Here is a 24,459-nt window from a genome sequence, read left to right as displayed (position 1 = left end):
CGACGACCGCCGGTCCCGCACCCGCCCCGGCCGGGGCCGCACCCGGCCCTGTTCCGCACCCCTTCCCGTGACCGAGGAGCCCGCCATGGGGTACGCCCATGAATACGCCGCCGCGATCCTCCAGCGCGGCCGGGTCCCGATGGACCCCGCCGACTTCGTGCCCGACTGGGCGGACGGCCCGCGCAAGACCAAGTTCTATCCCGGCACCGACAGCCTGCCGCTGCCCGACTGCGACTACCCGGCCCACGCGGACCTGGACCGGGGCCTGGCCCAGGACGCCGGCCCGGACGGCGCGTTCGACCTGGCGCTGCTCTCCGGAATGCTCCGCGACTCCTACGGGCTGACCGGCCGCCGCCTCGGCGTCCAGGCCAACACCGACCTGAGCGCCCTGCCCCACTACCCGCTCGCCAACTGGTCCCGGGGCACCGCGTCCGGCGGCGGCCTCTACCCGGTCGCCGTGCACTGGGTCTCCGGGCCGAGCGGTCCCGTACCGCCCGGGGTGCACTACTACTCCACCCGGCACCACGCGATGCGGCGGCTGCTGACCGGCGACGTGACCGGCGAGGTGCGGGCGGCGCTGGGCGAGGGGGCGCCGGGTCCGGACACCGATCAGTACCTGGTCCTGACCATCAAGTACTGGCAGAACGCCTTCAAGTACAACAACTTCTCCTTCCACGCCGTGTCCATGGACCTCGGTGCGTGCGTCCAGACCTGGCGGCTGTGGGCCGGGGCGCGCGGGCTGTCCGTCGAGCCCGCGCTCTGGTTCGACGAGGAACGGCTCGGGCGGCTGCTCGGCGTGGACCCGGAGGCGGAGGGCGTCTTCGCCGTGGTCCCGCTGAGGTGGGCGGGCGCCACCGCCCCCGCACCGTCCCCCTCCCCGGTGTCCGTGCACCACCGCGACCAGGAACGCTCGCGCACCGTCCTCGCCTTCGACGCGCTCCGGCGCATGCAGAACGTCACCGCCGCCGGTGCCGCGAAGCGCCCCGCCCCCGAGGCGCTCGACCCCGCCGTCGCGCACCCCGCCGACCCGGACCGGCCCGGGACGCCGCTGCCCGCCTGCCCGCCGCTCGACACGGACGTCCGTGCCGCGCTGCGCGCCCGTCGCAGCAGCTTCGGCCGCTTCGAGGCACAACAGCCCATCACCTCCGAGCAGTTGGCGTCCTGCCTGGCGGCCTCGGTGGCCGGTTCACGGATCGGCGGGGACACCGGCGCGCAACGGCTGGCGAAGCTCTACGCGTTCGTCTGCCATGTCGAGGGCGTCGAGCCCGGCGCGTACGAGTACGACCCCGACGCGCACAGCCTGCGGCTGGTGAAGGCGGGCAACCCGGGCGCCTTCCTCCAGAAGAACTACTTCCTCTCCAACTACAACCTGGAGCAGTCGGCCGCGGTCCTGGTGCCCACCGTCCGCACCGACGCCGTCCTCGACGCCGTCGGGGACCGGGGATACCGCCTGGTCAACGCCGCGGTCGGGGCGATCGCCCAGACCGCCTACACCACCGCGTCCGCCGTCGGCATCGGCTGCGGGGTCGCGCTCGGCTTCGACAACATCTCGTACATCGAGGAACTCGGTCTCGACGGGACCGGCGAGGCGCCGCTGCTGATCATGATGATCGGCAACGAGCGGCCCGCCCCGGCCGACTTCCGGTACGAGATCGCCTAGTGGACGACGAGACGACGACCGGAACGAGAAGGGGAGAAACCGACATGACGCCGGACCACCCGGCCCCCGCCCCCGCGACCGCTCCCGCGGCGGTCACCCGTCCCCGCTTCATGCTGCGGGTCGCCGGGCTGCCGGTCGACAGCGTGCGGGGGCTGCGCTGCCCGGACAGCCGCCGCTGGGCCGACGAGATCCTGCGCGCCACCGAGCTGCTGCGCGCGGACGGCGAACGGCTCGGGGACCTGCTCCACGACCTCGTCGGAGGCAGCGACGACGAGGCCCTGCGCCGCACTCTGCTCACCCTGCGCCGCGACATCTTCAACAACCGGCTGCCGCGCCCCGACGCGGCCGACCGGGCCCTGGCCCTGGTGCGCGGGCTCGACGAGGCCGCCGGCACCGCGCTCGCGGACTGGCTGACCGGACGGCGCCGCCTGGAGGAGCACCGGGCGGCGGGCGCCGGCCTGCTCGCCGCCGAGACCGCCCGCGCCCGCGAGGCGCTGCGCCGGCTGGCGGGGGAGGAGCGGCTGCGCAAGGGCCTGCTGCTCGCCTCCCCGGCCCTGGACGCCCAGCTCGACGCGTACATACGGGCCGACTCCGCCGCGCCCCCGGACAAGAAGCAGCGCAAGATCGAGCGCTCGCTGCTCTCCTACCTCTACCGCACGGCGTGCAAGACCAGCCCGTTCTCCACGTTCACCGGGGTCGCCGCGGGCACCTTCGTCGACGGCGACCACGACAGTCCCCACGGCGACCACGGCGAGGGCGGCGAGGGCGGCGAGGGCGGGCCGGGCCAGGGACTGCGGGCCCGGGTCGACGACGCGTGGCAGGGGCGGCTGCGGCTGAACGTCGCCGCCGTCGGCAGGCTCGCCGAGGCCCTGATCGCCGACCCGGTCCGCCGCGCCGACCTGCCGGTCGCCCCCGCCTCCGGCTGGGGGCGCGAGGCCGACCGGGTCCGCTACGTGCGCCGCTGGGTCACCCAGGGGGACGAGGACACGGCCGTCACCTTCGACGCGGTGAAGGACCGGCTGTTCTTCCTGCGCCGCAGCGGCACCCTGGAACGCCTCCTCGGCCTGTTCGAGAGCCGCGACACCCTCCGCTACGGGGAACTGGCCGACTGGCTCGCCGAGGACCGGGACGCGGACCCGGAGGAATGCGCCCAGTACCTCCAGGCCCTTCTCGACGTCGGCATGGTGCAGGTGCCGTGCCTGCGGACCGAGGTCCACGACACCGACCCGCTGCGCGCCTTCCAGGACTCGCTGCGCGACCTCGGCCGCCCCTGGGCCGACCGGCTCGCCGACCGCCTGGAAGCGCCCGCCTCGCACATCGAGGGGTTCGCCGCCGCCGACCCGGCCGAACGCCGCTCCCTCATCGGTGAGGTGCGCACCTCGCTGCGCGCCCTCCAGGAGGAGGAGCTCGGCGCGGAGCGGGCGCGCGTCCCGCAGACCCTGCTCTACGAGGACGTGGCGGCCGGGCACCACACCGAACTCTCCGCCCCCGCCTGGGAGCGGCTGGCCGCCGAACCGCTCGGCGCGGTCGAACGCGTCCTGCCCGCCTTCGACCTGACGCTGCCCCAACGCGTCACGTTCAAGGGGTTCTTCCTCGCCCGCCACGGGCAGGGCGGGCGCTGCGACGACCTGCTGAAGCTGGTCCACGACTTCCACGAGGACTTCTTCGACCAGTACATGTCGTTCACCGCGAAGCGCACCACGTTCGACGCGGACGGCAACTACGTACCCGAGGAGAACTGGCTCTCCCTGCCGCAGCTCAAGGCCCTCGACACGGCCCGGCGGACCTTCGTGGAACGGATGCGCGCCCTGTGGGCGTCCTGGGAGGCCGACCCCGCCGCCCCGGAGATCCGGGTGGGCGGCGACCTTCTCGACGAGGTCGCCGCCGGACTGGACACGCTGCGCGGTGAGTTCGCCCCGCTCGCGCACCATGTACAGATCGCGGACCGGCCCGGCGACCCACTGGTCGTGCTCAACCGCTCCTACGGCGGGGTGTCCTTCCCGTTCAGCAGGTTCACCCACCTCTTCGACGGACTCGACGAACAGCTCCTCGCCGCCACCGAGGACCTGCTGCCCGACGACGCCGTCCTCGCCGAGGTCACCGGCGGACCCGTCACCAGCAACCTCAACCTGCACAGCCGGCTCACCGCGTACGAGATCGTCTGCCCCGGCGAGCGCGGCACCCTGCCCGCCACCCACCGGATCCACCTGGACGACCTCCACCTCGTCCACGACCCCGAGGCCGACCGGCTCGTCCTGCGCTCCACCCGGCTCGGCAAGGAGGTGGTACCGGTCTACCTCGGCTACCTCGTCCCCCTCGCCCTGCCCGAACTGCCCCGCACCCTGCTGCTGTTGTCCCCGACCTCGATGTCCCCGCTGAACGTGTGGGGCGGGGTCCCCGAGGGCGACCCGGTCGACGGGGTCACCACCCGGCCGCGCGTCCGGCACGGCAGTGTGGTGCTCAGCCGGCGCAGCTGGAGCGCGCCCGCCGCCGTGCTGCCACTGCGCACGACCGGGAGCGGGGGAGGAGGGGCCGGGGCCGGGGACGACGCCTGGTTCCTGGACTGGCACGCGTTCCGCCGCGCCCACGGGCTGCCCGACCGGGTCTTCGCGACCGTCGCCGACAGCGGAGCGCGCGGCGCGACCGGCGCCAAGCCCGCCTACGTCGACTTCGACAGCCCGCTCTCGCTGGCCGCGTTCGAGGCCCTGATCAAGACGTCCGGGGCGCGGGTCGTGTTCCGGGAGATGCTGCCCGACGAGGACGGACTGCACACCGTCTCCGGCCGGGGCCGCCATGTCGCCGAACTCGCGGTGGAGACCGCCGCCCCCGCCCGAAGGAGCAACGAGTCATGAGTTCAGCCCCACCCACGACGACGGCCGCCGCGCGGACCCGCGAGGCGGGAGCCTGGCAGGCCACGCACATCTTCTACGCCGCCAACCCCCGGCCCATGCTCACCCAGTGCGTCCGCCCGCTGATCGAGGAACTGGAGGCGGACGGCCTGATCGACGGCTACTTCTTCATCAACTACTGGCTGGAGGGCCCGCACGTCCGGCTGCGGATCAAGCCCGCCACCCCGGACGCCGAGGCCGAGGTCCGGCGCCGCACGGAGGCCGCCGTCGACGCGTTCCTCACCGAACGGCCCGCCCTGTACGAGGTGGACTCCGGGTTCCTCAACGACTTCTACAACACCCTCTTCGACATCGAGTTCCCCGGTGCCGAACGCGGCCACTACACCGACGAACAGGGCCGGATGCGGCTGCGCCCCAACAACTCGCGCAGCGCCGAACCGTACGAACCGGAGTACGGCAAGTACGGCGGACCCGCCGGGATCGAGCTGGCCGAATGGCACTTCCGGAGCTCCAGCGACCTGGTCATCGACGCGTTCCGGACGAAGAACCTGCATCTGCGGACCGTGCTGCTCGGCACCTCGGCCCAGCTGATGATGGTGATGTCCGCCGCGTTCCTGCCCGACCGTCAGGAACTGGCCGATTACCTGGACAGTTACTACGAGTTCTGGCACCGGGCGTTCCCCGGCACCGGCTTCATCGGCAGCGACGAGTACGACCGCAACTACGCCGCCATGGCCCCCGGTCTGGCCGCCCGTTTCGCCCGTGTCCGCGCCGCCGTGGCCGCCGTGGCGGACCGGGCCGGCGAGAGCTTCGGGGCCGGTGGCCCGGGCGGGGCCGGGAGCGGCGGGGACGATGCCGCACGGCTGCCCGGGTTCCTCGCCGGATGGGCCGAGCACTGCGCCGAACTGCGGGAGCGGGCCGTCGAACTGACGTTGAACGGTGACCTCGTGTTCCGCTCCTGGGACGGTGAGCGCGACGAACTCGTCACCGATCCGGCGGCCTCGCTGCCGCTGCTGCTCTCCCCGTACATGCATATGACCAACAACCGGCTGCACGTGACGATCCGGGACGAGGCGTACCTCTCGCACGTCCTGGGCCGGGCGCTGCGGGAGACGGGATGAGCGCCGCCCCACCGGGCGCCGTCGAGGGCCTCGCCGAGTACCGGCCCGAGCTGCGGCCCGAGGTGCTGCTGAGCGACGCCCTGCTGCACGGCGCGGCGACGGTGCACCTGATCAAGGACACCGCGAGCGGCGGCTCCTTCCGGGTGGGCCCCAAGGAGCACTTCCTCATCGCCCGGATGGACGGGCGGCGCAGCCTGGCGGAGATCGGCGAGGAGTACGCGCGGGAGTACGGGCGCAGGCTGGACGCCGCGCGCTGGCAGCAGATCCTGCGGATGCTCGGTACCCGCGGACTGCTGGCCGGGAAGCCGGGTGGGGCGGCGGGAGGATCCGCGACCGGGGCGGGGACCGGGTCCTTCGGCCGGGACGGCCGGCCGGCGCGCGGGGTGCTGCGCGGCAGCGTGCGGCTGGTCGCCGACGCGGACGCCACCACGGACCGGCTGCACCGGGCGGTCGGCTTCCTGCTGGCCCCCGGCCTGCTGGTCCCACTGCTGGCGCTCGTGCTCGCGATGGAGGTCGTCGTCGCCCTCCGGGCAGGTGAACTGCTCAGCGACACACGGGAGTTGTTCACCAACCCGGTACTGCTGACCGGGGCCGCGACACTGCTCTGGTTCAGCACCGCGCTGCATGAACTGGCCCACGGGGTCGTCGCCCGGCATTACGGCGGCACGGTGGCCGAAATCGGGCTGCGCTGGCGGCTGCCTGTGGTCATCATGTACTGCACGGTCGACAACTACCTCTATCTGGGCTCACGTTGGCAACGCATTCAGACGGCACTGGCCGGCGCGGTGATGAACCTGCTGTTCCTGCTGCCGTTCTGCGTGCTCTGGCTGTTCGCCCCGCTGGACGCCGCCACGCACCACGCGCTCGGCGCACTGCTGCTCCTGGGCAGCGTGCAGGCGCTGGCCATGCTGGTCCCGCTGCCGCCGCTCGACGGGTACCGGATCGCGAGCCAGCTGTGCGGGGCCACCGAACTGGCCGCATCGACCGGCGCCTATCTGAGACTCGCCGCCCGCCGCGATCCCGCCGCGGCTGACTATCCGCGCCACGCCCGTACCGCGTACCGCGCGTACGCGCTGAGCGCGGTGCTCGCCCTCGCGGGCATGCTCGCCGCCGCCGTGGCGGCCGCCCACCACCTGCTCACCGTCTGACCGCCGTCAGCCCACCGCCTGCCCCCGCTCGGTATCCCCTGCCGACCGTCCCGACAGTCCGACCCGCCGATCAGCGGCGGACAAGGAGAGAAGTCCCATGAGCCCCACCACCCCCACCCCCTCCCCGGGGAACCGGCCCGGTCCGGACGACGCCCGGTCCACCGCGGCCGTCGTCCTCGACGCCGTGCACAAGAGGTACGGCGAGCGGCACGCCGTCGACGGGGTGTCCCTCACCGTGCCGCGCGGCGAGTTCTTCGGTCTGCTCGGCCCCAACGGGGCGGGCAAGACGACCCTCGTCGAGATCATGGAGGGCCAGCGCAAGGCGGACTCCGGCACGGTCACCGTGCTGGGCGCCAGTCCCTGGCCCCGCAACCCGTCGCTGCTGCCCCGGCTCGGCGTACAGACCCAGACCTCGGCGTTCTTCGTCCGCCTCACCGCCCGCGAGCACCTGCGCACCATGGCCGCCCTCTACCGCACCGACCATGCGGCGGCGGAGCGGGCGCTGGAATCCGTCGGCCTCACCGAGCAGGGCGACACCCGGGTGGACGACCTGTCCGGCGGTCAGCGCCAGCGCCTCGCCATCGCCTCCGCGCTGGTCCACGAACCCGAACTGATCTTTCTGGACGAGCCGACCGCCGCCCTCGACCCGCAGGCCCGGCGCGCCCTGTGGCAGGTGCTGCGCGACCTCAAGGGCGAGGGCCGCACCATCGTCTACACCACCCACCACCTCGACGAGGCCGAGGCGCTGTGCGACCGGGTCGCCATCATGGTCGAGGGTTCCGTCGTGGCCCTGGACAGCCCGGCCCACCTCATCGCGGCCGCCGCCCCCACCACCCGGCTGGTCGTCCCCGACGACCGGCTCACCCCCGCCCAGGCGCGCGCCATCGAAGGCGTCGACAACGTCACCGAGGAACCCGGCGCCCTCGTGCTGGAGACCCTCGAATCCGGCAAGGTCCTGGCCGCGATCGATGCCCTGGCCGGACTCCGGGGCGTCCAGACGCGCACCGCCGACCTGGAGGACGTCTACCTCGCCCTCACCGGCGCCGCCGAGGCCGCCGGAGCCGACGGCGCCCCGCGCCCGTAGCCCGTTCCGCCCGCGATCCGACCGGACCGCCCCCGTCCCCGGCGCGCCCCGCGACGCGCCCGCGCACCCCGCAGCGCGACCCCGCACCCCCCCAGCAGTGATACGGAGACACCCCGATGAGCGCATACACGGCGCTGAGCCAGGCCGGATACCGGGCCTACACACGCGACAAGACCACGCTCTTCTTCACCTTCGCCTTCCCGCTCATCTTCCTCGTCGTCTTCGGGCTGATCTTCCACGGCCAGACGGTCGAGCAGAGCGGCAAGCCCTACATCAACTACATCGCCCCCGGCGTCCTCTCCTGGGGCGTCGGCAACGCCGCCGTGTTCGGCGTGGGTTTCGTCCTCATGCAGTGGCGGCGCGACGACATCCTGCGCCTCATCCGGATGACCCCGACGCCGGTCTCCGCCGTCCTCGCCTCCCGCTACGTCCTGGCGCTCGGCATCGGCGCCGTGCAGTCCGTGCTGTTCGTGTCCGTGGCGCTGCTGCCCTCGTTCGGGCTCCAGCTGGACGGCCGCTGGCCGCTCGCCCTGCCCGTCCTGGTCATCGGCATCACCGCCTTCCTCGCCCTGGGCGTCATCGTCGGCAGCTACGCGAAGACCCCCGAGGCCGTCGCCGCCGTGGCCAACTGCCTGATGATCCCGATGGCGTTCCTGTCCGGCTCGTTCTTCCCGCTGGACGCCATGCCGGACTGGATGCAGAACCTCTCCCGCGTGCTGCCGCTGCGCTACCTCAACGACGGGATCTCCGGCGCCCTCACCGGCCGCGGCACCACGGGCGACATCTGGCTGGCCTGCGCGGTGCTCGCCGGATTCGCCGTCGTCCTGTGCGCGATCGCGCTCAAGACCTTCCGCTGGAGTGACAAGTCATGACGACGGCCCTCGCCCCCGCCGTACCGCCCGTGCCCGGCGAGACCCCGCTGGAGGCCGCCCGCGCCGACCTCCACGCCGAACTGACCGGCCGTCACGCACGCTCGGCCGACCCGGCGGCCCTGCCCGCGCCGCTCGTCGTGCCGCTCGGCGCCGCCGACACGCTCGGCCACGGCAGCCCCGACCCGTACGCGGACGTCCGCCCGGCCGCCAACGTCCAGCTGACCTCCCGGGCCGTGCTGATCGGCCCCTGGGGCGGCGGACCGGACGCCACCGCCTGCGGACAGTGCCTCGCCATGCGCTGGCAGCGGCTGCGCAGCCGTTCGGAGCGCGAGGCCCTGGAACTCGGCCACCGCCCGAACGGCGCCGTCCACTGGCCGGTCCTCACCCCGTACGCGGCCGACGCCGTCTGGGCCGTCTACCGCGCGGTCCTCGTGCCCCTCCCGGCAACGCTTGCCCCGTCGCGCCGCCCGGCACTTCCCCGAACTCTCAGCTTCGTTCGAGCAGGGGAGACCCCATTGCTCGCGGCGTTGGCCGAAAGCCCACGTAGCCCTTCCCCAAGCTCTCGACTTCGTTCGAGCAGGGGAGGCCCCATCCGAGAGCTTCCGACCGCCTTGCGATCGCACGCACCGGACGACGCTCCTTCCGGGCAAACCTTGCCGGTCACGGCACTAGGCGCCGCCCACGACCTGACCGACGCCACCGCCGCCGACCGCGCGCTGCCCCGCGTCACCCGGATCGATCTGGTGACCCTCGCCACCGCGACGTTCCCGATCCTGCCCGAACCCCTCTGCCCCTCCTGCGTCCAGGAGGTTCCCGACACCGCCGACGCGGCCCGGATGGACCTCGGCCCGGCCCCGAAGCCGGACCCCGACGGCTACCGGCTGCGGCCCCTGTCCTCGTACCCGCTGCCGACCGCCGCGCTCGTCAACCCGGTGTGCGGCACCCTCGGCTCCGACCTCTGGATCAACCCGACGTCCACCACCACGGCACCGGCCGCCGGCACCCACTTCGTCCGCGGCTACGCCGGCCTCAACGACGTCACCTGGAGCGGCCAGGCCAACGGCTACGACACCAGCCGCCTCCTCGCCCAGCTGGAGGGCCTGGAACGGTACGCGGGCACCAGGCGCCGACGCGGCACCTCGCCCGTGACCGGCAGCTACCACGAACTGGCCGACCGCGCCCTGGACCCGGCCGCCTGCGGCCTCTACGCCCCCGAGACCTACGCGACCGACCCCATGGTCTCCCCGTTCGACCCCGACCGGCCCATCCCCTGGGTGTGGGGCCACTCCCTGCGCGACGACCGCCCCGTCCTGGTGCCCGCCCGGCTCGCCCACTACAGCGCCGGGGTCGAGGCCGACAACTTCGTCTTCGAATGCTCCAACGGCTGCGCCACCGGCGGCAGCCTGGAGGAGGCGATCCTCTACGGGCTGCTGGAGATCGTCGAACGCGACGCCTTCCTGCTGGCCTGGCACGGCCGTACCCCGCTCACCGCGATCGACCTCGGCACCTGCCGCTCCCCGGCCGTCCGCAGCATGATCGACCGGGCCGCGCTGCACGGCTACGACGTCCACGCCTTCGACACCCGGATGGACCTGGCCGTCCCCGTCGTCACCGCCCTCGCGGTACGCCGGGACGGCGGACCCGGGACGCTGTCGTTCGCCGCCGCCGCCGGGTTCGACCCCGAGGCCACCGTCGAGTCGGCGCTGTCCGAAGTCCTCACGTACATCCCGCACCTGCCCTACCAGGTCGCCGAGCGGCACACCGAACTCACCGCTATGGCGGCCGACTTCACCCGCGTGCGGCAGCTCAAGGACCACGCCCAGCTCTACGGGCTGCCGGAGATGGCCGTGCACGCCAAGGAGTACCTGGAACCGGTCGCCGTGCTTCCGACGGCGGACGCCTTCGCCGACTGGGAGCCCCGGCGCCCCCGCACCGGAGACCTCCTCGACGACCTGAACCTGCTGCGCGACCAGCTCGTCGCCGCCGGGCACGACGTCATCGCCGTCGACCAGACCACCCCCGAACAACGGCGGATGGGCCTGCACACCATCGCCGCCGTCGTCCCCGGCCTGCTGCCGCTCGACTTCGGCTGGACCCGGCAGCGGGCCCTGCTGATGCCCCGGCTGCGGACCGCGCTGCGGGCGGCCGGGCGACGGGCCGACGACCTGCCGGAGTCCGGGATCAAGCGCGTCCCGCACCCCTTCCCGTGACGCCACGACACCACGCAAGCCCCCTTCGCGCTCCGGGCGCGAAGAGGGCTTGCGGACGTGCGGGGCGTGCGCGATCGGTGAGTCGATCAGGCGCAGCAGGAGGTGGTGCTGGTGGTGCTGGAGCAGGTCGACGTCGAGGAGCAGGACGTCGAACCGGCCAGCACGACCTCCGCGGCGTCCGAGTAGTCCGAGATCTCGAAGGTCTCCGACTCCAGCTCCAGGATCTCGTCGGCGAGGGTGGCGAGCTCGGTCTTGGGGGCCATGGTCTTCTCCCTTGGTCCACGGGGACGGGCCGGCGGCTCCGGCACCGTTCCCCCGCTCTGATGCCATTGCAGCGGGGACCGCTGTCAGATCGGCCGCGGTTTCGCTGTCAGATCGCTGGCACCCCATGACAGCGGAACGCGGGATTCCTGAAGACGGGGCGGCGCAGGCTGTCGACGCCGGCCCCACACGTGCCCGGCGGGCCCGGATCATGACCGGCCCGCCCAGCGGAACGAGGTGAGTTGACATGCGGGAGCACCTCCCGTCCCCTCCTGGCGCCCCACCCCCACCCGGTCCTCCCGGCGCCCCATGCCCACCCGGCACCCGGCCCGCCCCGGCGGACGCGAGGCAGGCACCGCCCCGCCCGCCGGCCCCGGCGGTGCCGCGCGAGGTCCTGCGCCCGGCGCTGGAGCTGTACCTCGACGCGCACGCCCACCCCGAACCGTCCGGGGCCGAGCGGCGCACCGCGGACCTGTTCGCCGCCCGGCTGGCGGCGGGCGGCTGCGAGGTGACCCGGAAGGTCGGCGGCGGCCACGGGCTCGTGGGCGTGCTGCGCAACGGCACCGGCCCGACCGTCATGCTCCGTACCGAGCTCGACGCCCTTCCGGTCACCGAACGCACCGGCCTCGCCTACGCGAGCACCGTGCCGGGCGTGATGCACGCCTGCGGCCACGACCTCCATCTCGCCGCGGTCGCCGGGGCGGTGGCCGAACTCGCCCGGACCCGTTCCGCGTGGCGCGGCACGGTCCTGGTCGCGGGCCAGCCGTCCGAGGAGAGCCTGACCGGTGCGCGGGAGATGCTGGCGGACGGCCTGTACGAGCGGTTCGGCACCCCGGACGCGGTCCTCGCCCAGCACACCTCGCCCGCGCCCGCGGGCACCCTCGCGCACGCCGCGGAGTTCCGTACGCCGCTGATGGCGGCGGGTGCGATGGTGGACATCACCCTGTACGGGCGCGGCGGCCACGCCGGCACCCCGCACCTCACCGTCGACCCGGTCCTCACGGCGGCGGCCACGGTGCTGCGGCTCCAGTCCGTCGTCTCGCGGGAGACCGCCCCGGCCGAGCAGGCGGTGCTGACCGTCGGCGCGCTGCGCGCCGGAGGGCCCGGCAACGTGATCCCGGAGACGGCACAACTCTCCCTGTGCGTACGGGCGTCGAGCGAGCACGCGGTCGACCGGATGACGGCCGCCGCACGGCGGATCGTGCGAGCCGAGTGCGCGGCGTCCGGCTGCCCGAGGGACCCGGACTTCACCGTCACCGCCCGCTCGCCCGCCCTGCTGACCGACGCGACGGCCACGGCCGCCGTGCGCCGGGCGCACGAGGAGTCGTTCGGCCCTCACCGGGTCGGCGACTGCGGCACGCTCACCGCCACCGAGGACTTCGCGTGGTTCGGCGCCGGGGGCGTGGCGACGGTGTACTGGCTGCTCGGCGTCACGGGGGCACGGCAGTGGCGCGCGGCCCGGGACGGCGGACCGCCGGTCCCGTCCAACCACGCGCCGGAGTTCGCCCCGGACGTCCGTACCGCCCTGCCGGCCGGGATCGCGGCCATGGCGTCGGCCGCCCGGCGGTTACTGGAGCCGGAAGGGGGCACCCCGTGACCCGTCCCACCGGGGAGGCGGCATACGGGACGGGCCGCGACCGCGGCCACATCGACCTGGTGACCGTCCGCCGCGACAGCACCGCCCCGACCGGTGAGACCACCGTCGTACGGCTGCTGAGCCTGCTCCCCGCCCACTGGGCCTGTGCCCCCCGGTCCGTGGGGCCCGACCGGATCGCCCTGCGCATCGCCCTGAGCCGTACCGTCGACGACGGCACGGTCCGGCGGGCCGTCGCCCGTGCCCTCACCGACCGGGCACTGGACGGCTGGACGCAGGAACCGTGAGACGGGGGGGCATGCGTCAGATCCAGCCGCGCTCCCGGGCCAGCAGGGCGGCGTGGGCGCGGCTGGCGGCGCCCAGGGTCTGGAGGAGATCGGCGACGTACCGCCGGTACGTCCGCACCGAGACCCCCAGCTCGCGGGCGCCCGCCTCGTCCTTGCCCACGGTGCACATGGACACCAGGACCCGCCGCTCGATCTCCGACAGGCCGTCGTCCGGAGTCCCGCCGTCCGCACCGCTCGCCCGCGAGAGGTCCTCGGCCTGGTCCCAGATCTTCTCGAACAGCGCGATGATGTTGCGCACCAGGCCGCCGCGGTGGGCGAGCAGCGCCCCGCGCGAGGTGTCGTGCGGGTCCAGCGGGACGAGGGCGGCCTTGCGGTCGTAGATCAGCAGCCGCTCGGCGCTGTGCTCCGTCACCCGGATCATGGCCCCGTTCTCGGCCAGCTCCCGCAGATACGCGGCGGTCGCCGGATCGTGCAGCGCCGCCCGGATCACGACGTTCCGGATCTTCACACCGCGCCGCAGGCACCGCAGGTCCAGCGGGCGCGAGCGGGCGATGTTCTCGGCCGACAGCTTCGTGTACGGCTCCACGGAGAGGATCTCGTCCCTGGCGAAGAACGCCAGGTCGTCGATCCGGTCGCGGATCTGGTCGAGGCCCTCCAACTGCTCGATGCCCGGCGGAGGGGGCCTGCGCGCCCCCTGCTCCGCGCGTAGACCGTCGATCACATGGCGTGACCGGGTGACGCGCTGCAGTTCCTGGTGGAGGGCGTGCAGGCGTAAGTCGATGAGCCTGGCCACCGCGACCTCCGGGTCGATCGGGAAGACGCGCAGGTCGGGGCCCTCGGGGTGGAGGAGCCCGAGTTCCTGGAGCCGGTCGACGCATGTGCGCGCCGCCCGCGGGTCCGTGGGCAGCAGGAGGTGCAGATCGTCGGTGGCGGTGCCGGGGTTGCGGAGGAAGTGCCGGTAGACCTCTTCCTCGGCCCCCGAGATCCCGAATACGGACATCTCGTTCTCGCCCATGCGCGCCCCCGCTGCCTGGTCCCTGTCGGCCGTGCGCTCCCGGCGGTCGCCCGTGAGCGCTGGTCCACGGCTGCCTGACTGACTGCCCGTGCAACTTTTGCGAAATCTTTCGGCCAAAGAGTAGACGCTGAGATCATTTCTGTGAGGGGGCGGGGCACAACTGTGTGCGATACGGAGATGAACGGTGTGCGTCCCGCGACGTGCGGCCCGGCATACGCGATGGATGGTCCGGACCGGGGATATGAGGTCCTGCCGCGCCCGGCCGGGCCGGGATACGGGGGCTCGCCGTCCAGCCGGACCGGGATACGGGGTCCTGCTGCCCGACCGCCGAAATCGCGCCACCCGCTTCTGCCGCGTCCGTCGCTTCCGTCGCGACGGTCCCGCCCCGCCGCCGACGCGATCAGGCCGCGCACCGGCCCCCGGGCGGTCGCGGACCCGGGCGGAGGCGACCGCGCTCACGACCGACCGCGCTCACGACCGACCGCGGTCCCGGGCGAGCGACGATGCCGGCCGAGCGACGATGCCGGGCGCGGTCCCGGGCGATTGCGGGCGCGGCTGTCACGGGGGAGTCGTAGGCTGGGATCCCCGGCCCGCCGGGGGTGGCTCCCGGATCATGCCGGGCCGGAGGCCACCCTCCGTACGTGTCGGGTCCTTCGCGTTGCTCCTGACCCGGCAGCAGCCGGTTGCCGGGTCCCCGGCCTCGTTTGACCTCGTTACCTCGTTACCCGGACGGAAGCCTTCATGAGTCTGCACGGTCTGCTGGATGTCGTCGTACGTGACCCGGCACTCTCCGAAGCGGTGAAGGCCGCCGGCGACGGCCACCGGATGCACGTCGACCTGGTCGGGCCGCCCGCCGCCCGCCCCTTCGCCGTGGCCGCCCTGGCCCGTGAGTCGGGCCGGACCGTGCTCGCCGTCACCGCGACCGGCCGCGAGGCGGAGGACCTGGCGGCGGCGCTGCGCGGCCTGCTGCCGCCGGACACCGTCGCCGAGTTCCCGTCCTGGGAGACCCTGCCGCACGAGCGGCTCTCGCCCCGCTCCGACACCGTGGGCCGCCGCCTGGCGGTGCTGCGGCGCCTCGCGCACCCCAGCGCGGACGACCCGGAGACCGGCCCGGTCAAGGTCGTCGTCGCGCCCATTCGCTCGGTACTCCAGCCGCAGGTCAAGGGCCTGGGGGACCTGGAACCGGTCTCGCTGCGCACCGGGGGGAGCGCCGATCTCGGCAGCATCGTCGACGCGCTCGCGGCAGCCGCGTACTCCCGGGTCGAACTGGTCGAGAAGCGCGGCGAGTTCGCCGTGCGCGGCGGCATCCTGGACGTCTTCCCGCCGACCGAGGAGCACCCCTTGCGGGTGGAGTTCTGGGGCGACGACGTCGAGGAGATCCGCTACTTCAAGGTCGCCGACCAGCGTTCGCTGGAGGTCGCCGAGCACGGCCTGTGGGCCCCGCCCTGCCGGGAGCTGCTGCTGACCGACGAGGTGCGCGAGCGGGCCGCCGCCCTCGCCGAGAGCCACCCGGAGCTGGGCGAACTGCTCGGCAAGATCGCGGAGGGCATCGCGGTGGAGGGCATGGAGTCCCTCGCACCGGTCCTCGTCGACGACATGGAGCTGCTGCTCGACGTGCTGCCCGCCGGGGCGATGGCGCTGGTCTGCGACCCGGAGCGGGTACGGACCCGGGCCGCCGACCTCGTCGCCACCAGCCAGGAATTCCTCCAGGCGTCGTGGGCGGCGACCGCGGGCGGGGGAGAGGCACCGATCGACGTCGGCGCGGCCTCGCTGTGGGGCATCGCGGACGTCCGGGGCCGGGCCCGCGAGCTGGGCATGATGTGGTGGTCGGTCTCCCCGTTCGCCGCCGGCGAAGCCGTTGAGGAAGCCGACACGCTGGGGCTCGGCATGCACGCCCCCGAGGCGTACCGGGGCGACACCGCCCGCGCGCTCGCCGACACCAAGGGCTGGCTCGCCGACGGCTGGCGCACGGTCTACGTCACCGAGGGGCAGGGACTCGCCTCCCGCACCGTCGAGGTGCTGGGCGGGGAGGGCGTCCCGGCCCGGCTGGACCCGGACCTGACCGAGGTCTCGCCGTCCGTCGTGCACGTCTCCTGCGGCGCCCTCGACCACGGCTTCGTCGACCCGGAGCTGCGGCTCGCCGTCCTGACCGAGACCGACCTCACCGGCCAGCGCACCGCCACCAAGGACCTGGGCCGGATGCCGGTCCGCCGCCGCAAGACGATCGACCCGCTGACGCTGGAGACCGGCGACTACATCGTCCACGAACAGCACGGCGTGGGCCGGTACATCGAGATGGTGCAGCGCACGGTGCAGGGCGCCACCCGCGAGTACCTCCTCGTCGAGTACGCCCCCGCCAAGCGCGGCCAGCCCGGCGACCGCCTCTACATCCCCACCGACCAGCTGGAGCAGGTCACCAAGTACGTCGGCGGCGAGGCCCCCACCCTGCACCGGCTCGGCGGCGCCGACTGGACGAAGACCAAGGCACGTGCCAAGAAGGCCGTCAAGGAGATCGCCGCCGATCTGATCAAGCTGTACTCGGCCCGGATGGCGGCCCCCGGCCACATCTTCGGCCCGGACACCCCCTGGCAGCGCGAACTGGAGGACGCCTTCCCGTACGCGGAGACGCCCGACCAGCTCTCCACCATCGCCGAGGTCAAGGCGGACATGGAGAAGTCCGTCCCGATGGACCGGCTGATCTGCGGCGACGTCGGCTACGGCAAGACGGAGATCGCGGTCCGGGCGGCGTTCAAGGCGGTCCAGGACGGCAAGCAGGTCGCCGTCCTCGTACCCACGACCCTTCTGGTCCAGCAGCACCACGGCACGTTCACCGAGCGCTACTCCCAATTCCCGGTCACCGTAAGGGCACTGAGCCGTTTCCAGTCCGATTCCGAGTCCAAGTCGACCCTGGAAGGGCTGCGCGAGGGCTCCGTCGACCTGGTCATCGGCACCCACCGCCTCTTCTCCTCCGAGACGAAGTTCAAGGACCTGGGCCTGGTCATCGTCGACGAGGAACAGCGCTTCGGTGTCGAGCACAAGGAGCAGCTGAAGAAGCTCCGCGCCAACGTGGACGTCCTCACCATGTCCGCGACGCCCATCCCCCGTACGCTCGAAATGGCCGTGACGGGCATCCGCGAGATGTCGACGATCACCACGCCCCCGGAGGAGCGCCACCCGGTCCTCACCTTCGTCGGCCCGTACGAGGAGAAGCAGATCGGCGCCGCCATCCGCCGTGAACTGCTCCGCGAGGGCCAGGCGTTCTACATCCACAACCGCGTCGAGTCGATCGACCGCGCCGCCGCCCGGCTGCGCGAGATCGTCCCCGAGGCGCGGATCGCCACGGCACACGGCCAGATGTCCGAACAGGCCCTGGAACAGGTGGTGGTGGACTTCTGGGAGAAGAAGTTCGACGTGCTGGTCTCCACGACGATCGTCGAGTCCGGTATCGACATCTCCAACGCCAACACCCTGATCGTGGAGCGCGGCGACAACTTCGGCCTCTCCCAGCTCCACCAGCTGCGCGGCCGGGTCGGCCGGGGCCGCGAGCGCGGCTACGCGTACTTCCTCTACCCGCCGGAGAAGCCGCTCACCGAGACCGCCCACGAACGCCTCGCCACCATCGCCCAGCACACCGAGATGGGCGCGGGCATGTACGTCGCCATGAAGGACCTGGAGATCCGCGGCGCCGGAAACCTCCTGGGCGGCGAACAGTCCGGCCACATCGCGGGCGTCGGCTTCGACCTGTACGTCCGCATGGTCGGCGAGGCGGTCGCCGACTACCGGGCCTCCCTCGAAGGCGGCGTCGAGGAGGAACCGCCCCTGGAGGTCAAGATCGAGCTCCCGGTCGACGCCCACGTCCCCCACGACTACGCGCCCGGCGAGCGGCTGCGCCTCCAGGCGTACCGGGCCATCGCCTCCGCCTCCACGGAGGACGACATCAGGGCGGTCCGCGAGGAGCTCACCGACCGCTACGGCAAGCTCCCCGAACCCGTCGAGAACCTCCTCCTGGTCGCCGGCCTGCGCATGCTGGCCCGCGCCTGCGGCGTCGGCGAGATCGTGCTCCAGGGCCCGAACATCCGCTTCGCCCCGGTCGAACTGCGCGAGTCCCAGGAGCTGCGCCTGGGGCGCCTCTACCCCAAGACGGTCATCAAGCCGGCCGTCCACCAGATCCTGGTCCCCCGCCCCACCACCGGAAGGATCGGCGGCAAGCCGGTCGTCGGCCGCGAACTGCTGGCGTGGACGGGGGAGTTCCTGACGACGATCCTGGGGTCGTAGCGGAGGATGCCCTTGCCGCCCCGGCCCCGCCGCACGTACTCGGCGCGGCCGGGTTCTTCACGGCATGAGGGTGGCGACGGGCGTTTTGAAAACGAGCCACACGGTCTTGCCGACGGCGTGATCATCGACTCCGAAGTCGTCGGCAAGCTCGTTCACGATGTGTAACCCGCGCCCGGAGCAGGCGTCGGCATCGGGATGCTGGCCCGTCGGTCGACCGGCTGTGCTGCTATTCGCGAGAGGCGGCAAGGTCTGCTCTGTGGGGGCGGGCACGGCTCGCCTACGGTGCGACGAGACGGTCCGGTACAGGGGGCGAGCGTGAAGGGAAAGGCCATGGGCGGCGGTGAGTGGGTCGGCACCTCGGTGCCGTACCTCGCGGGGTCTGCCGGTACCGGCGGCGACGCGTGGGCCGCGGAAGCCGCGGCGGAGGGCCGCCGGGGGAGCCAGCGGATCGTTTGGGCGGGCGAGACGGAGCCGCCGGAAGCGGTCGCGGAACTGCTGAGGACGCCCGCCGGGCAGGGGGTCGTCGCTCGCCGCAGAATCATGTACCTCGACGACGAACCCTGCGAGTTGACGGACACGTACTACCCGCTGGACATCGCGGCCGGAACCGGCCTCGCAGGGACCGCCAAGATCCGTGGCGGGGCGATCCGGCTGCTGGCGGACCTGGGACACGTCGGCGTCCTCGTGCGCGAGGAGGTGACCGCGCGGCCGGCGACCGATCACGAACGCGAGCAACTGCGGCTGGCGGCGGGAGAACCCGTGCTGCAACTGACCCGTCTCACCCTCGACGGGGTCGACCGGCCCCTTCAGGTCGATGTGATGGCGATGCCGCCACGGCGTCAGAAGTTGCGCTACGAGATCAGGATCGGATGACCGTGCCCAGACCCGAAACGGATGCCGTCGACCGCCGTTCGCTGTACGAACCGGGCGCCTCGCCCGCGCCGCTCAGGCGCTCCACGCCGCCAGCAGGTCTTTCGGGGTGAGCGAGAGGTCCACGACCACGCCGTCGGCCGTTCCGGCGGGGCAGACCGCCAGCAGTGCGGCCCCGGCCGCTCCGGGGACGACGGCCCGGCCCTCGGCCAGGTGGTTCAGGTCGCGGGCGCAGAACGGCTTGTTCTCGCGCCACTTGACGGAACCGAGCAGCAACTTCGTGTTGCCGCTCGTCGCCGGGACGACGATGTCGTACTCACGGCTGTTGTCCCGGTTCCACCAGCTGCCCACCCGGCCGGTGCCGCCGAGCGGGGACAGCGGGGCCAGCTCCGGAGCGAGGCGGGACACGGCCTCCTGGGTGAGCGGTTCCACCGCTCTGCCCCGCCAGCTGGGCCAGCCGCGGTCGAAGAAGCCGTGCGCGATGTCCGGACGGCCGCGGGCGATGTTCGCCTGCTGCTCCTCGATGAACCGGAACCAGAAGCGCAGGTAGGGGTCGCAGATCCGGTACCGGCGCAGTTTGCTCGTCGCGCCCGTGCCCACGGGCGTGTCGACGGCCAGGACTCCCTTGTCGCCGAGGACTCTTATGGCTCTGGTCACCGCGGTCTGCGCGGTGCTTCCGGCCTCCGGGAGGCACCCTATGACCTGGGTGAAGGTGCTGAACCCGACCTCCGTGCCGCCGATCGCCGAGAGGATGCGCCGTGTCTGCGTCGCGTCCGGGAACTCGGCGTCCAGGGACCGCTGCCCCATGACCACGAGGTCGCTGTTCTCGTCGCGGAGTTCCTCGTGCACGAACGCCCGCGTGCTCTCCGCACGGGCTCGGTCGAGCACGAGGCGAGGGTATCCGCCGGTGATCAGCGCGGTGTCGAACGCCGCCACCGGATCGCTGCCCGCGCCCAGCGCCTGGGCGCACTCGGCGGGGTTGAAGGGCGAGATCGTCCGGCTCTTCGCCCGCCCGTACAGCGGCCGGTCGTGCTCGGTGAGCCGTTCCATCATGGTGACGTCCGAACCGATCAGCACGAACAGCACAGGGGTGTGCTCGAGCTGCCGGTCCCAGCTGTTCTGCAACTGCCCTTCGAGGGAGGGATCATTTGCCGCTGCCCAGGGGAACTCGTCGATGACGACGACGGAAGGCGTGTCGCGGCAGGCGATGGCGATGCGGCCCAGTGCGTCGCGCCAGTTGCCGGGGGGTGAGGCGAACAGGACCTCCGCATCCTTCAACGGGGCCGTGGACGTGCCGAGTTCCGCCGCGAGGTTCCGGAGCTCCGCCGCCGGTGTCGCGTTCTTCACGGCCGTGAAATACAGGTAGGGCAGGCCGCACCGCTCGGCGAACCGCGTGAAGAGACGGGACTTGCCCACTTGGCGCCGTCCGCGTACGGCCAGCAGCTCACCGGTCCCGGAGCGCTTGATGCGGTCCAGGCGTCGGGACAGGTCGTCGAAGACGTGCTGGCGGCCATAGAAGTCCATGATGCGATCGGCCTTCCGTCAGCCATGAAACATTCGTCTATGAATCATACATCGACACGTGTTACGGAGAGTATTCGTATGGCTTCGCGGTTCGCGCAGGTGTCGCTGAAGTACGAACTGCCCGTCACGGCCGCCGACAAGAAGGCCATGCTGGAGCAGTGCGGAGGCCGACGCGCCGCCGTGCCGCGCGTCGGCCTCCGTACCTCGTGCCGTACCCCGTGCGCGCCCGCCGGTGAGTCCCCCGTGGCCCACCGGCGGGCCGGCCCGGTCGGCCGGGTCAGCCGGGTCAGCCCGGCCAGCCGGGTCGGGGAGGTCAGAGCTTCAGGTCCCACTGGGTGGCGTCGTAGGTGAACCCGGGGTTGACCTCGACGGTCAGCTTCTTGGCGTCCGCGGGGGCGTCGAAGGCGAACTCGACCGTGACCTTCTTGCCCGGCAGGACCGTGCCGCTGAAGCCCTTGCCGACCTTGTCGTCGAAGATCTGCTCGGCCTCCACGCCGTCCTCACCGGCCCGGGCCGTGACGTTGACGAGTGCGGCGTCGAACTTCTCCTTGCCCGCGTTCTCGATGACGACGGCGACGCGGTACGCCTTGTTGCCCTTGGTGTGCCCGATGGCGTACTCGCCCGGGGCGTACGTGGTGGCGTCGCCGACCGTGACCGTCAGGTCGTCGTCGTACACGGCCGAGTCACCGGCCCCCAGCGCCTTGCCGGTGTCCTTCTTGCCGTCCTTGCCGGCGCCGCCGTTCTTCGTGTCGTCGCCGCCGGGCTTCGGCTTCGCGGAGGCCGTGGTGTCCGACACCGTCTTGTTGATCTCGTCCACCGCGTCGCCCACGGCCTTGAACGTGATCACCGCGCCGACCACGGCCAGGATCAGCGAGACCAGGCCGAGCACGGCGCCGAAGGTGGCCACGCCCTTGTTGGTGGCCTCGCCGCGCTTGGCCCGGCCCCGGCCCGACAGGCCCAGGATCAGGCCGATGACGCCCAGGATGCCCGCCAGCCAGAACAGGAACGGGATCAGACCCGACACGGCACCGATGACGCCCAGGACGAGCGCGGCGATGCCCAGCCCGTTGCGCGCCGGGCGCACGCCCGGCTGCTGGGCGGGGGCGTACGGCTGCTGAGGCTGCGGGGACTGCGGCGGCTGCGTGAATTCGGACATGGGTGTGCCCTCCGGCGAAAGACGGGATGAAAAGCGGGGTGTGAGCGGATGATGCGTCGCCGTTGTGTGGCGGCGGGTCAATAAGAGCAGAGGTTGTGAACCGAGTCAACGCGGTTCCCAATGAATGGGTTGATGCACGCTGTGAATCGGTCTCATGTGAACGGCATCGGTATGCTCGCCGTCACCGCACCACGCCGAGGGCCAGGACCAGGGCCAGGACCAGGAGACAGTCAGTGCCGGAGAAGTCGACAGAGGTGACCGCTGCCGGGATCGCCCGACTCGCGGGCGTGGGGCGCGCCGCCGTCAGCAACTGGCGGCGCCGCCACGCGGACTTCCCCAAGCCCGTCGGCGGCACCGAGACGAGTCCGTCCTTCTCGCTGTCCGAGGTCGAGCAGTGGCTGCGCGACCAGGGGAAACTCGCCGAAGTCCCGCTCCGTGAACGGGTCTGGCAGCAGCTCGCCGGGCATCCGCTCGGCCCGGTCCCCGCCCTGGTCCATACCGGCTGCGCCCTGCTGGTGCTGCGGAACGACCCTGCCGCCTGGCGGGAGATCGCCGCCGTGCCCGACGAGGCGATGGCCGGTGTGCTGTCCCTCGTTCTCGACGACGTGCTCACCGAACGGTTCGGGCCCGCCGAGGAGCGCGGGCGGGCGGTTCACACCCCTGGCCGTGCGGAACTGCTCCCGTCCGTCGCGCTGCTCCGGGGTGTCGCGGAACTCGCCGCCGAGAGCGGCGCCCGGGACGCGTTCGAGTTCCTGCTGGGCCGTCAACTGGACGCGAACCCACGTCAGTACACCCTCACGCCCCCCGGGCTCGCCGCGCTCATGGCCGCCTTGGCGGACGCCGGGGAACGGCCCGCCCGCACCGTCCTCGACCCCGCGGCGGGCACCGGCGCCCTGCTGTGCGCCGCCGAGCGCCGCGACGCCCTGTACGCGCAGGAGTCCGACCCCGACCTCGCCTCCCTCACCGCGCTCCGCCTCGCCCTCCACGACGACGCCGGCCCGGGCCGCACCATCCGCGTCCGGACGGGCGACACCCTCCTCGCCGACGCCTTCCCGCGGCTCTCCGCCGACGCGGTGCTCTGCCACCCGCCGTTCAACGAACGTAACTGGGGCCACGACGAACTCGCCTACGACCCGCGCTGGGAGTACGGCTTCCCGGCCCGTACCGAGTCCGAACTCGCCTGGGTCCAGCACGCCCTGGCCCGTCTGCGGGAGGGCGGCACCGCCGTGCTCCTGATGCCGCCCGCCGCCGCGTCGCGCCGCTCCGGGCGCCGTATCCGCGCCGATCTGCTCCGGCGCGGCGCCCTGCGCGCCGTCATCGCGCTCCCGGCCGGTGCCGCGCCCCCGTACGGCATCCCGCTCCACCTCTGGGTGCTGCGCAAGCCCGGCAGCGGAGTGCGCCCCTCGCCGCACGTGCTGCTCGTCGACACCGCCGAACCGGCCGAACCGGCCGCTCCGGGCCAGGCGGCCACCGCCCCGGCCGGCGGGCGCGACCGGCTCGACTGGCAGGCGGTGCACGCCGCCGTGCTCGATGCCTGGCAGTCGTTCGTGGGCGAGGGCGAAAGGAAAGGGGACGGAGAGAGCGCCGACGGGAGTGAAGGCGCGGGTGCGGGCCGGAGGGAGGGCCGCCGGGCCGTTCCCGTCATCGAACTCCTCGACGACGACGTCGACCTGGCCCCCGCCCGGCATCTCCCGTCACCGGCGGCCACGAGCGGCCCCGCCGAACTGATCCGCGTACGGGAACGGCTGACCGAGACGCTCGGCCTCACCGGCACGCTCGCCCCACCGCCCGTGGTCCCCTCCGAGCCCGCGCGCTGGCCGCTCACCACCGTCGGTGAACTCGCCCGCTCCGGCGCGCTCCGGCTGTACACCGGCGGCTCCGGCGCCGGCCCTGCTCACTCCTCCGTCCCCGTTCTCACGGAGCACGACGTGCTCGGCTCCACCGCCCCCTCGGGCAGCCTCCCCGCCGACGGCCCCTCCGAAGAACCGGTCCTCGTCGAAGCGGGCGATGTCGTGGTGCCCGTGCTCGGGGGCGGTTCCGTCGTCCGGGTCATCGACGACGCCACCGCCGGGGCGGCCCTGGGCCGCAACCTCCAACTGCTGCGCCCGGACCCGGCCGCCCTCGACCCCTGGTTCCTCGCCGGGTTCCTGCGCGGCACCGCCAACACCCGCCAGGCCAGCAGCTACGCCTCCACCGCCACCCGGCTCGACGCCCGCCGCCTCCAGCTGCCCCGTCTGCCGCTCGCGGAACAGCGCGGGTACGGGGAGCGGTTCCGCGCGCTGGCCGACTTCGAGGAGGCGCTCAGACTGATCGGCCGCCTCGGCGGCCGACTGGTCCAGGGGATGTACGACGGGCTGGCGGACGGCACGGTCGCGCCGGGGTGAAAAAGCCGTGCCGAGTGATCGGCCGTGCGGAAGTGATCGGAACCACAACGGTTCCGTACAACCCGGGGCCGGTCGTCGGTGTCGCCCTTTACGCTCGGATACGCGTACATGGAGGAGTGTGCGCGGACGTTCCACGACCAGGTCTCCAG

The 24,459-nt window shown here is 72.9% G+C and carries 16 protein-coding genes and 1 pseudogene; 13 read left to right on the top strand and 4 right to left on the bottom strand.

The window, feature by feature from the left end:
* Positions 1-85 precede the first annotated feature (85 nt).
* The 7 genes from ACFYXM_RS07925 to ACFYXM_RS07895 all read left to right on the top strand — a co-directional run bounded on the left by ACFYXM_RS07925 (position 86) and on the right by ACFYXM_RS07895 (position 10,944).
* Positions 86-1,660 (top strand): nitroreductase family protein, encoded by a 1,575-nt coding sequence (locus ACFYXM_RS07925; RefSeq protein WP_389287903.1) that lies wholly within the window; start codon positions 86-88, stop codon positions 1,658-1,660.
* Between the two features lie 44 nt (positions 1,661-1,704).
* A complete protein-coding gene (locus ACFYXM_RS07920; RefSeq protein WP_389287901.1) occupies positions 1,705-4,512 on the top strand; it encodes a lantibiotic dehydratase in 2,808 nt (935 codons plus the stop codon).
* Complete coding sequence (locus ACFYXM_RS07915; protein WP_389287899.1) at positions 4,509-5,630, top strand: lantibiotic dehydratase C-terminal domain-containing protein; 1,122 nt, start codon at positions 4,509-4,511, stop codon at positions 5,628-5,630. Before ACFYXM_RS07920 ends, ACFYXM_RS07915 begins: the two co-directional genes overlap by 4 nt.
* Entirely contained in the window at positions 5,627-6,778 is a 1,152-nt protein-coding gene (locus ACFYXM_RS07910) for a M50 family metallopeptidase (RefSeq protein ID WP_389287897.1), read from the top strand. The genes ACFYXM_RS07915 and ACFYXM_RS07910 overlap by 4 nt, the downstream gene beginning before the upstream one ends.
* 97 nt (positions 6,779-6,875) lie before the next feature.
* Positions 6,876-7,862 (top strand): ABC transporter ATP-binding protein, encoded by a 987-nt coding sequence (locus ACFYXM_RS07905; RefSeq protein WP_389287895.1) that lies wholly within the window; start codon positions 6,876-6,878, stop codon positions 7,860-7,862.
* A gap of 116 nt (positions 7,863-7,978) precedes the next feature.
* The gene (locus tag ACFYXM_RS07900; RefSeq protein WP_389287894.1) at positions 7,979-8,734 is read left to right on the top strand and encodes an ABC transporter permease; all 756 of its coding nucleotides are present in this window, start codon (positions 7,979-7,981) and stop codon (positions 8,732-8,734) included.
* Positions 8,731-10,944, top strand: coding sequence for a TOMM precursor leader peptide-binding protein (locus ACFYXM_RS07895; RefSeq protein ID WP_389287893.1), 2,214 nt, complete (start codon positions 8,731-8,733; stop codon positions 10,942-10,944). The genes ACFYXM_RS07900 and ACFYXM_RS07895 overlap by 4 nt, the downstream gene beginning before the upstream one ends.
* An 86-nt stretch (positions 10,945-11,030) precedes the next feature.
* Here the strand turns inward: ACFYXM_RS07895 and ACFYXM_RS07890 are convergent, their stop codons facing one another.
* Complete coding sequence (locus ACFYXM_RS07890; RefSeq protein WP_073790073.1) at positions 11,031-11,207, bottom strand: thiazolylpeptide-type bacteriocin; 177 nt, start codon at positions 11,205-11,207, stop codon at positions 11,031-11,033.
* Between the two features lie 245 nt (positions 11,208-11,452).
* Here ACFYXM_RS07890 and ACFYXM_RS07885 point away from each other — a divergent pair, with 245 nt between their 5' ends.
* Positions 11,453-12,802 carry an amidohydrolase gene (locus ACFYXM_RS07885; RefSeq protein WP_389287891.1) on the top strand — a complete coding sequence of 450 codons (1,350 nt, stop codon included), beginning with the start codon at positions 11,453-11,455 and terminating at the stop codon, positions 12,800-12,802.
* Positions 12,799-13,086, top strand: coding sequence for a hypothetical protein (locus ACFYXM_RS07880; RefSeq protein ID WP_389287889.1), 288 nt, complete (start codon positions 12,799-12,801; stop codon positions 13,084-13,086). Before ACFYXM_RS07885 ends, ACFYXM_RS07880 begins: the two co-directional genes overlap by 4 nt.
* A gap of 16 nt (positions 13,087-13,102) precedes the next feature.
* On the opposite strand, the gene ACFYXM_RS07875 is transcribed toward ACFYXM_RS07880, so the two are convergent.
* Entirely contained in the window at positions 13,103-14,101 is a 999-nt protein-coding gene (locus ACFYXM_RS07875) for a helix-turn-helix transcriptional regulator (RefSeq protein ID WP_389287887.1), read from the bottom strand.
* A gap of 741 nt (positions 14,102-14,842) precedes the next feature.
* Between ACFYXM_RS07875 and mfd the strand changes: the two genes are divergently transcribed.
* Together mfd and ACFYXM_RS07865 are read left to right on the top strand one after the other, a co-directional pair.
* The gene (gene mfd / locus ACFYXM_RS07870) at positions 14,843-18,376 is read left to right on the top strand and encodes a transcription-repair coupling factor (RefSeq protein ID WP_389287885.1); all 3,534 of its coding nucleotides are present in this window, start codon (positions 14,843-14,845) and stop codon (positions 18,374-18,376) included.
* A gap of 330 nt (positions 18,377-18,706) precedes the next feature.
* Positions 18,707-19,249, top strand: a complete 543-nt coding sequence (locus tag ACFYXM_RS07865) for a UTRA domain-containing protein (protein WP_389288283.1) — start codon at positions 18,707-18,709, stop codon at positions 19,247-19,249.
* Between the two features lie 72 nt (positions 19,250-19,321).
* Here ACFYXM_RS07865 and ACFYXM_RS07860 read toward each other — a convergent pair whose 3' ends face one another.
* Positions 19,322-20,770, bottom strand: coding sequence for an ATP-binding protein (locus tag ACFYXM_RS07860; protein WP_389287883.1), 1,449 nt, complete (start codon positions 20,768-20,770; stop codon positions 19,322-19,324).
* Positions 20,771-20,851: 81 nt separating this feature from the next.
* On the opposite strand from ACFYXM_RS07860, the pseudogene ACFYXM_RS07855 reads away from it, so the two are divergent.
* Positions 20,852-20,938: pseudogene (locus ACFYXM_RS07855) on the top strand (HNH endonuclease); the annotation flags it as partial.
* A 145-nt stretch (positions 20,939-21,083) separates the two neighbouring features.
* Here ACFYXM_RS07855 and ACFYXM_RS07850 read toward each other — a convergent pair.
* Positions 21,084-21,926: a DUF4190 domain-containing protein gene (locus ACFYXM_RS07850; protein ID WP_389287881.1), complete on the bottom strand. Its 843-nt coding sequence runs from the start codon at positions 21,924-21,926 to the stop codon at positions 21,084-21,086.
* A gap of 233 nt (positions 21,927-22,159) precedes the next feature.
* On the opposite strand from ACFYXM_RS07850, the gene ACFYXM_RS07845 reads away from it, so the two are divergent.
* Complete coding sequence (locus ACFYXM_RS07845) at positions 22,160-24,310, top strand: N-6 DNA methylase (RefSeq protein WP_389287879.1); 2,151 nt, start codon at positions 22,160-22,162, stop codon at positions 24,308-24,310.
* Positions 24,311-24,459 lie beyond the last annotated feature (149 nt).

The sequence above is a fragment of the Streptomyces sp. NPDC002476 genome (genome assembly GCF_042889785.1).
GTDB lineage: Bacteria > Actinomycetota > Actinomycetes > Streptomycetales > Streptomycetaceae > Streptomyces.
The sequence above is the reverse complement of the archived record's forward strand: the minus strand, read 5'-3'. Positions and strand labels throughout refer to the sequence as shown.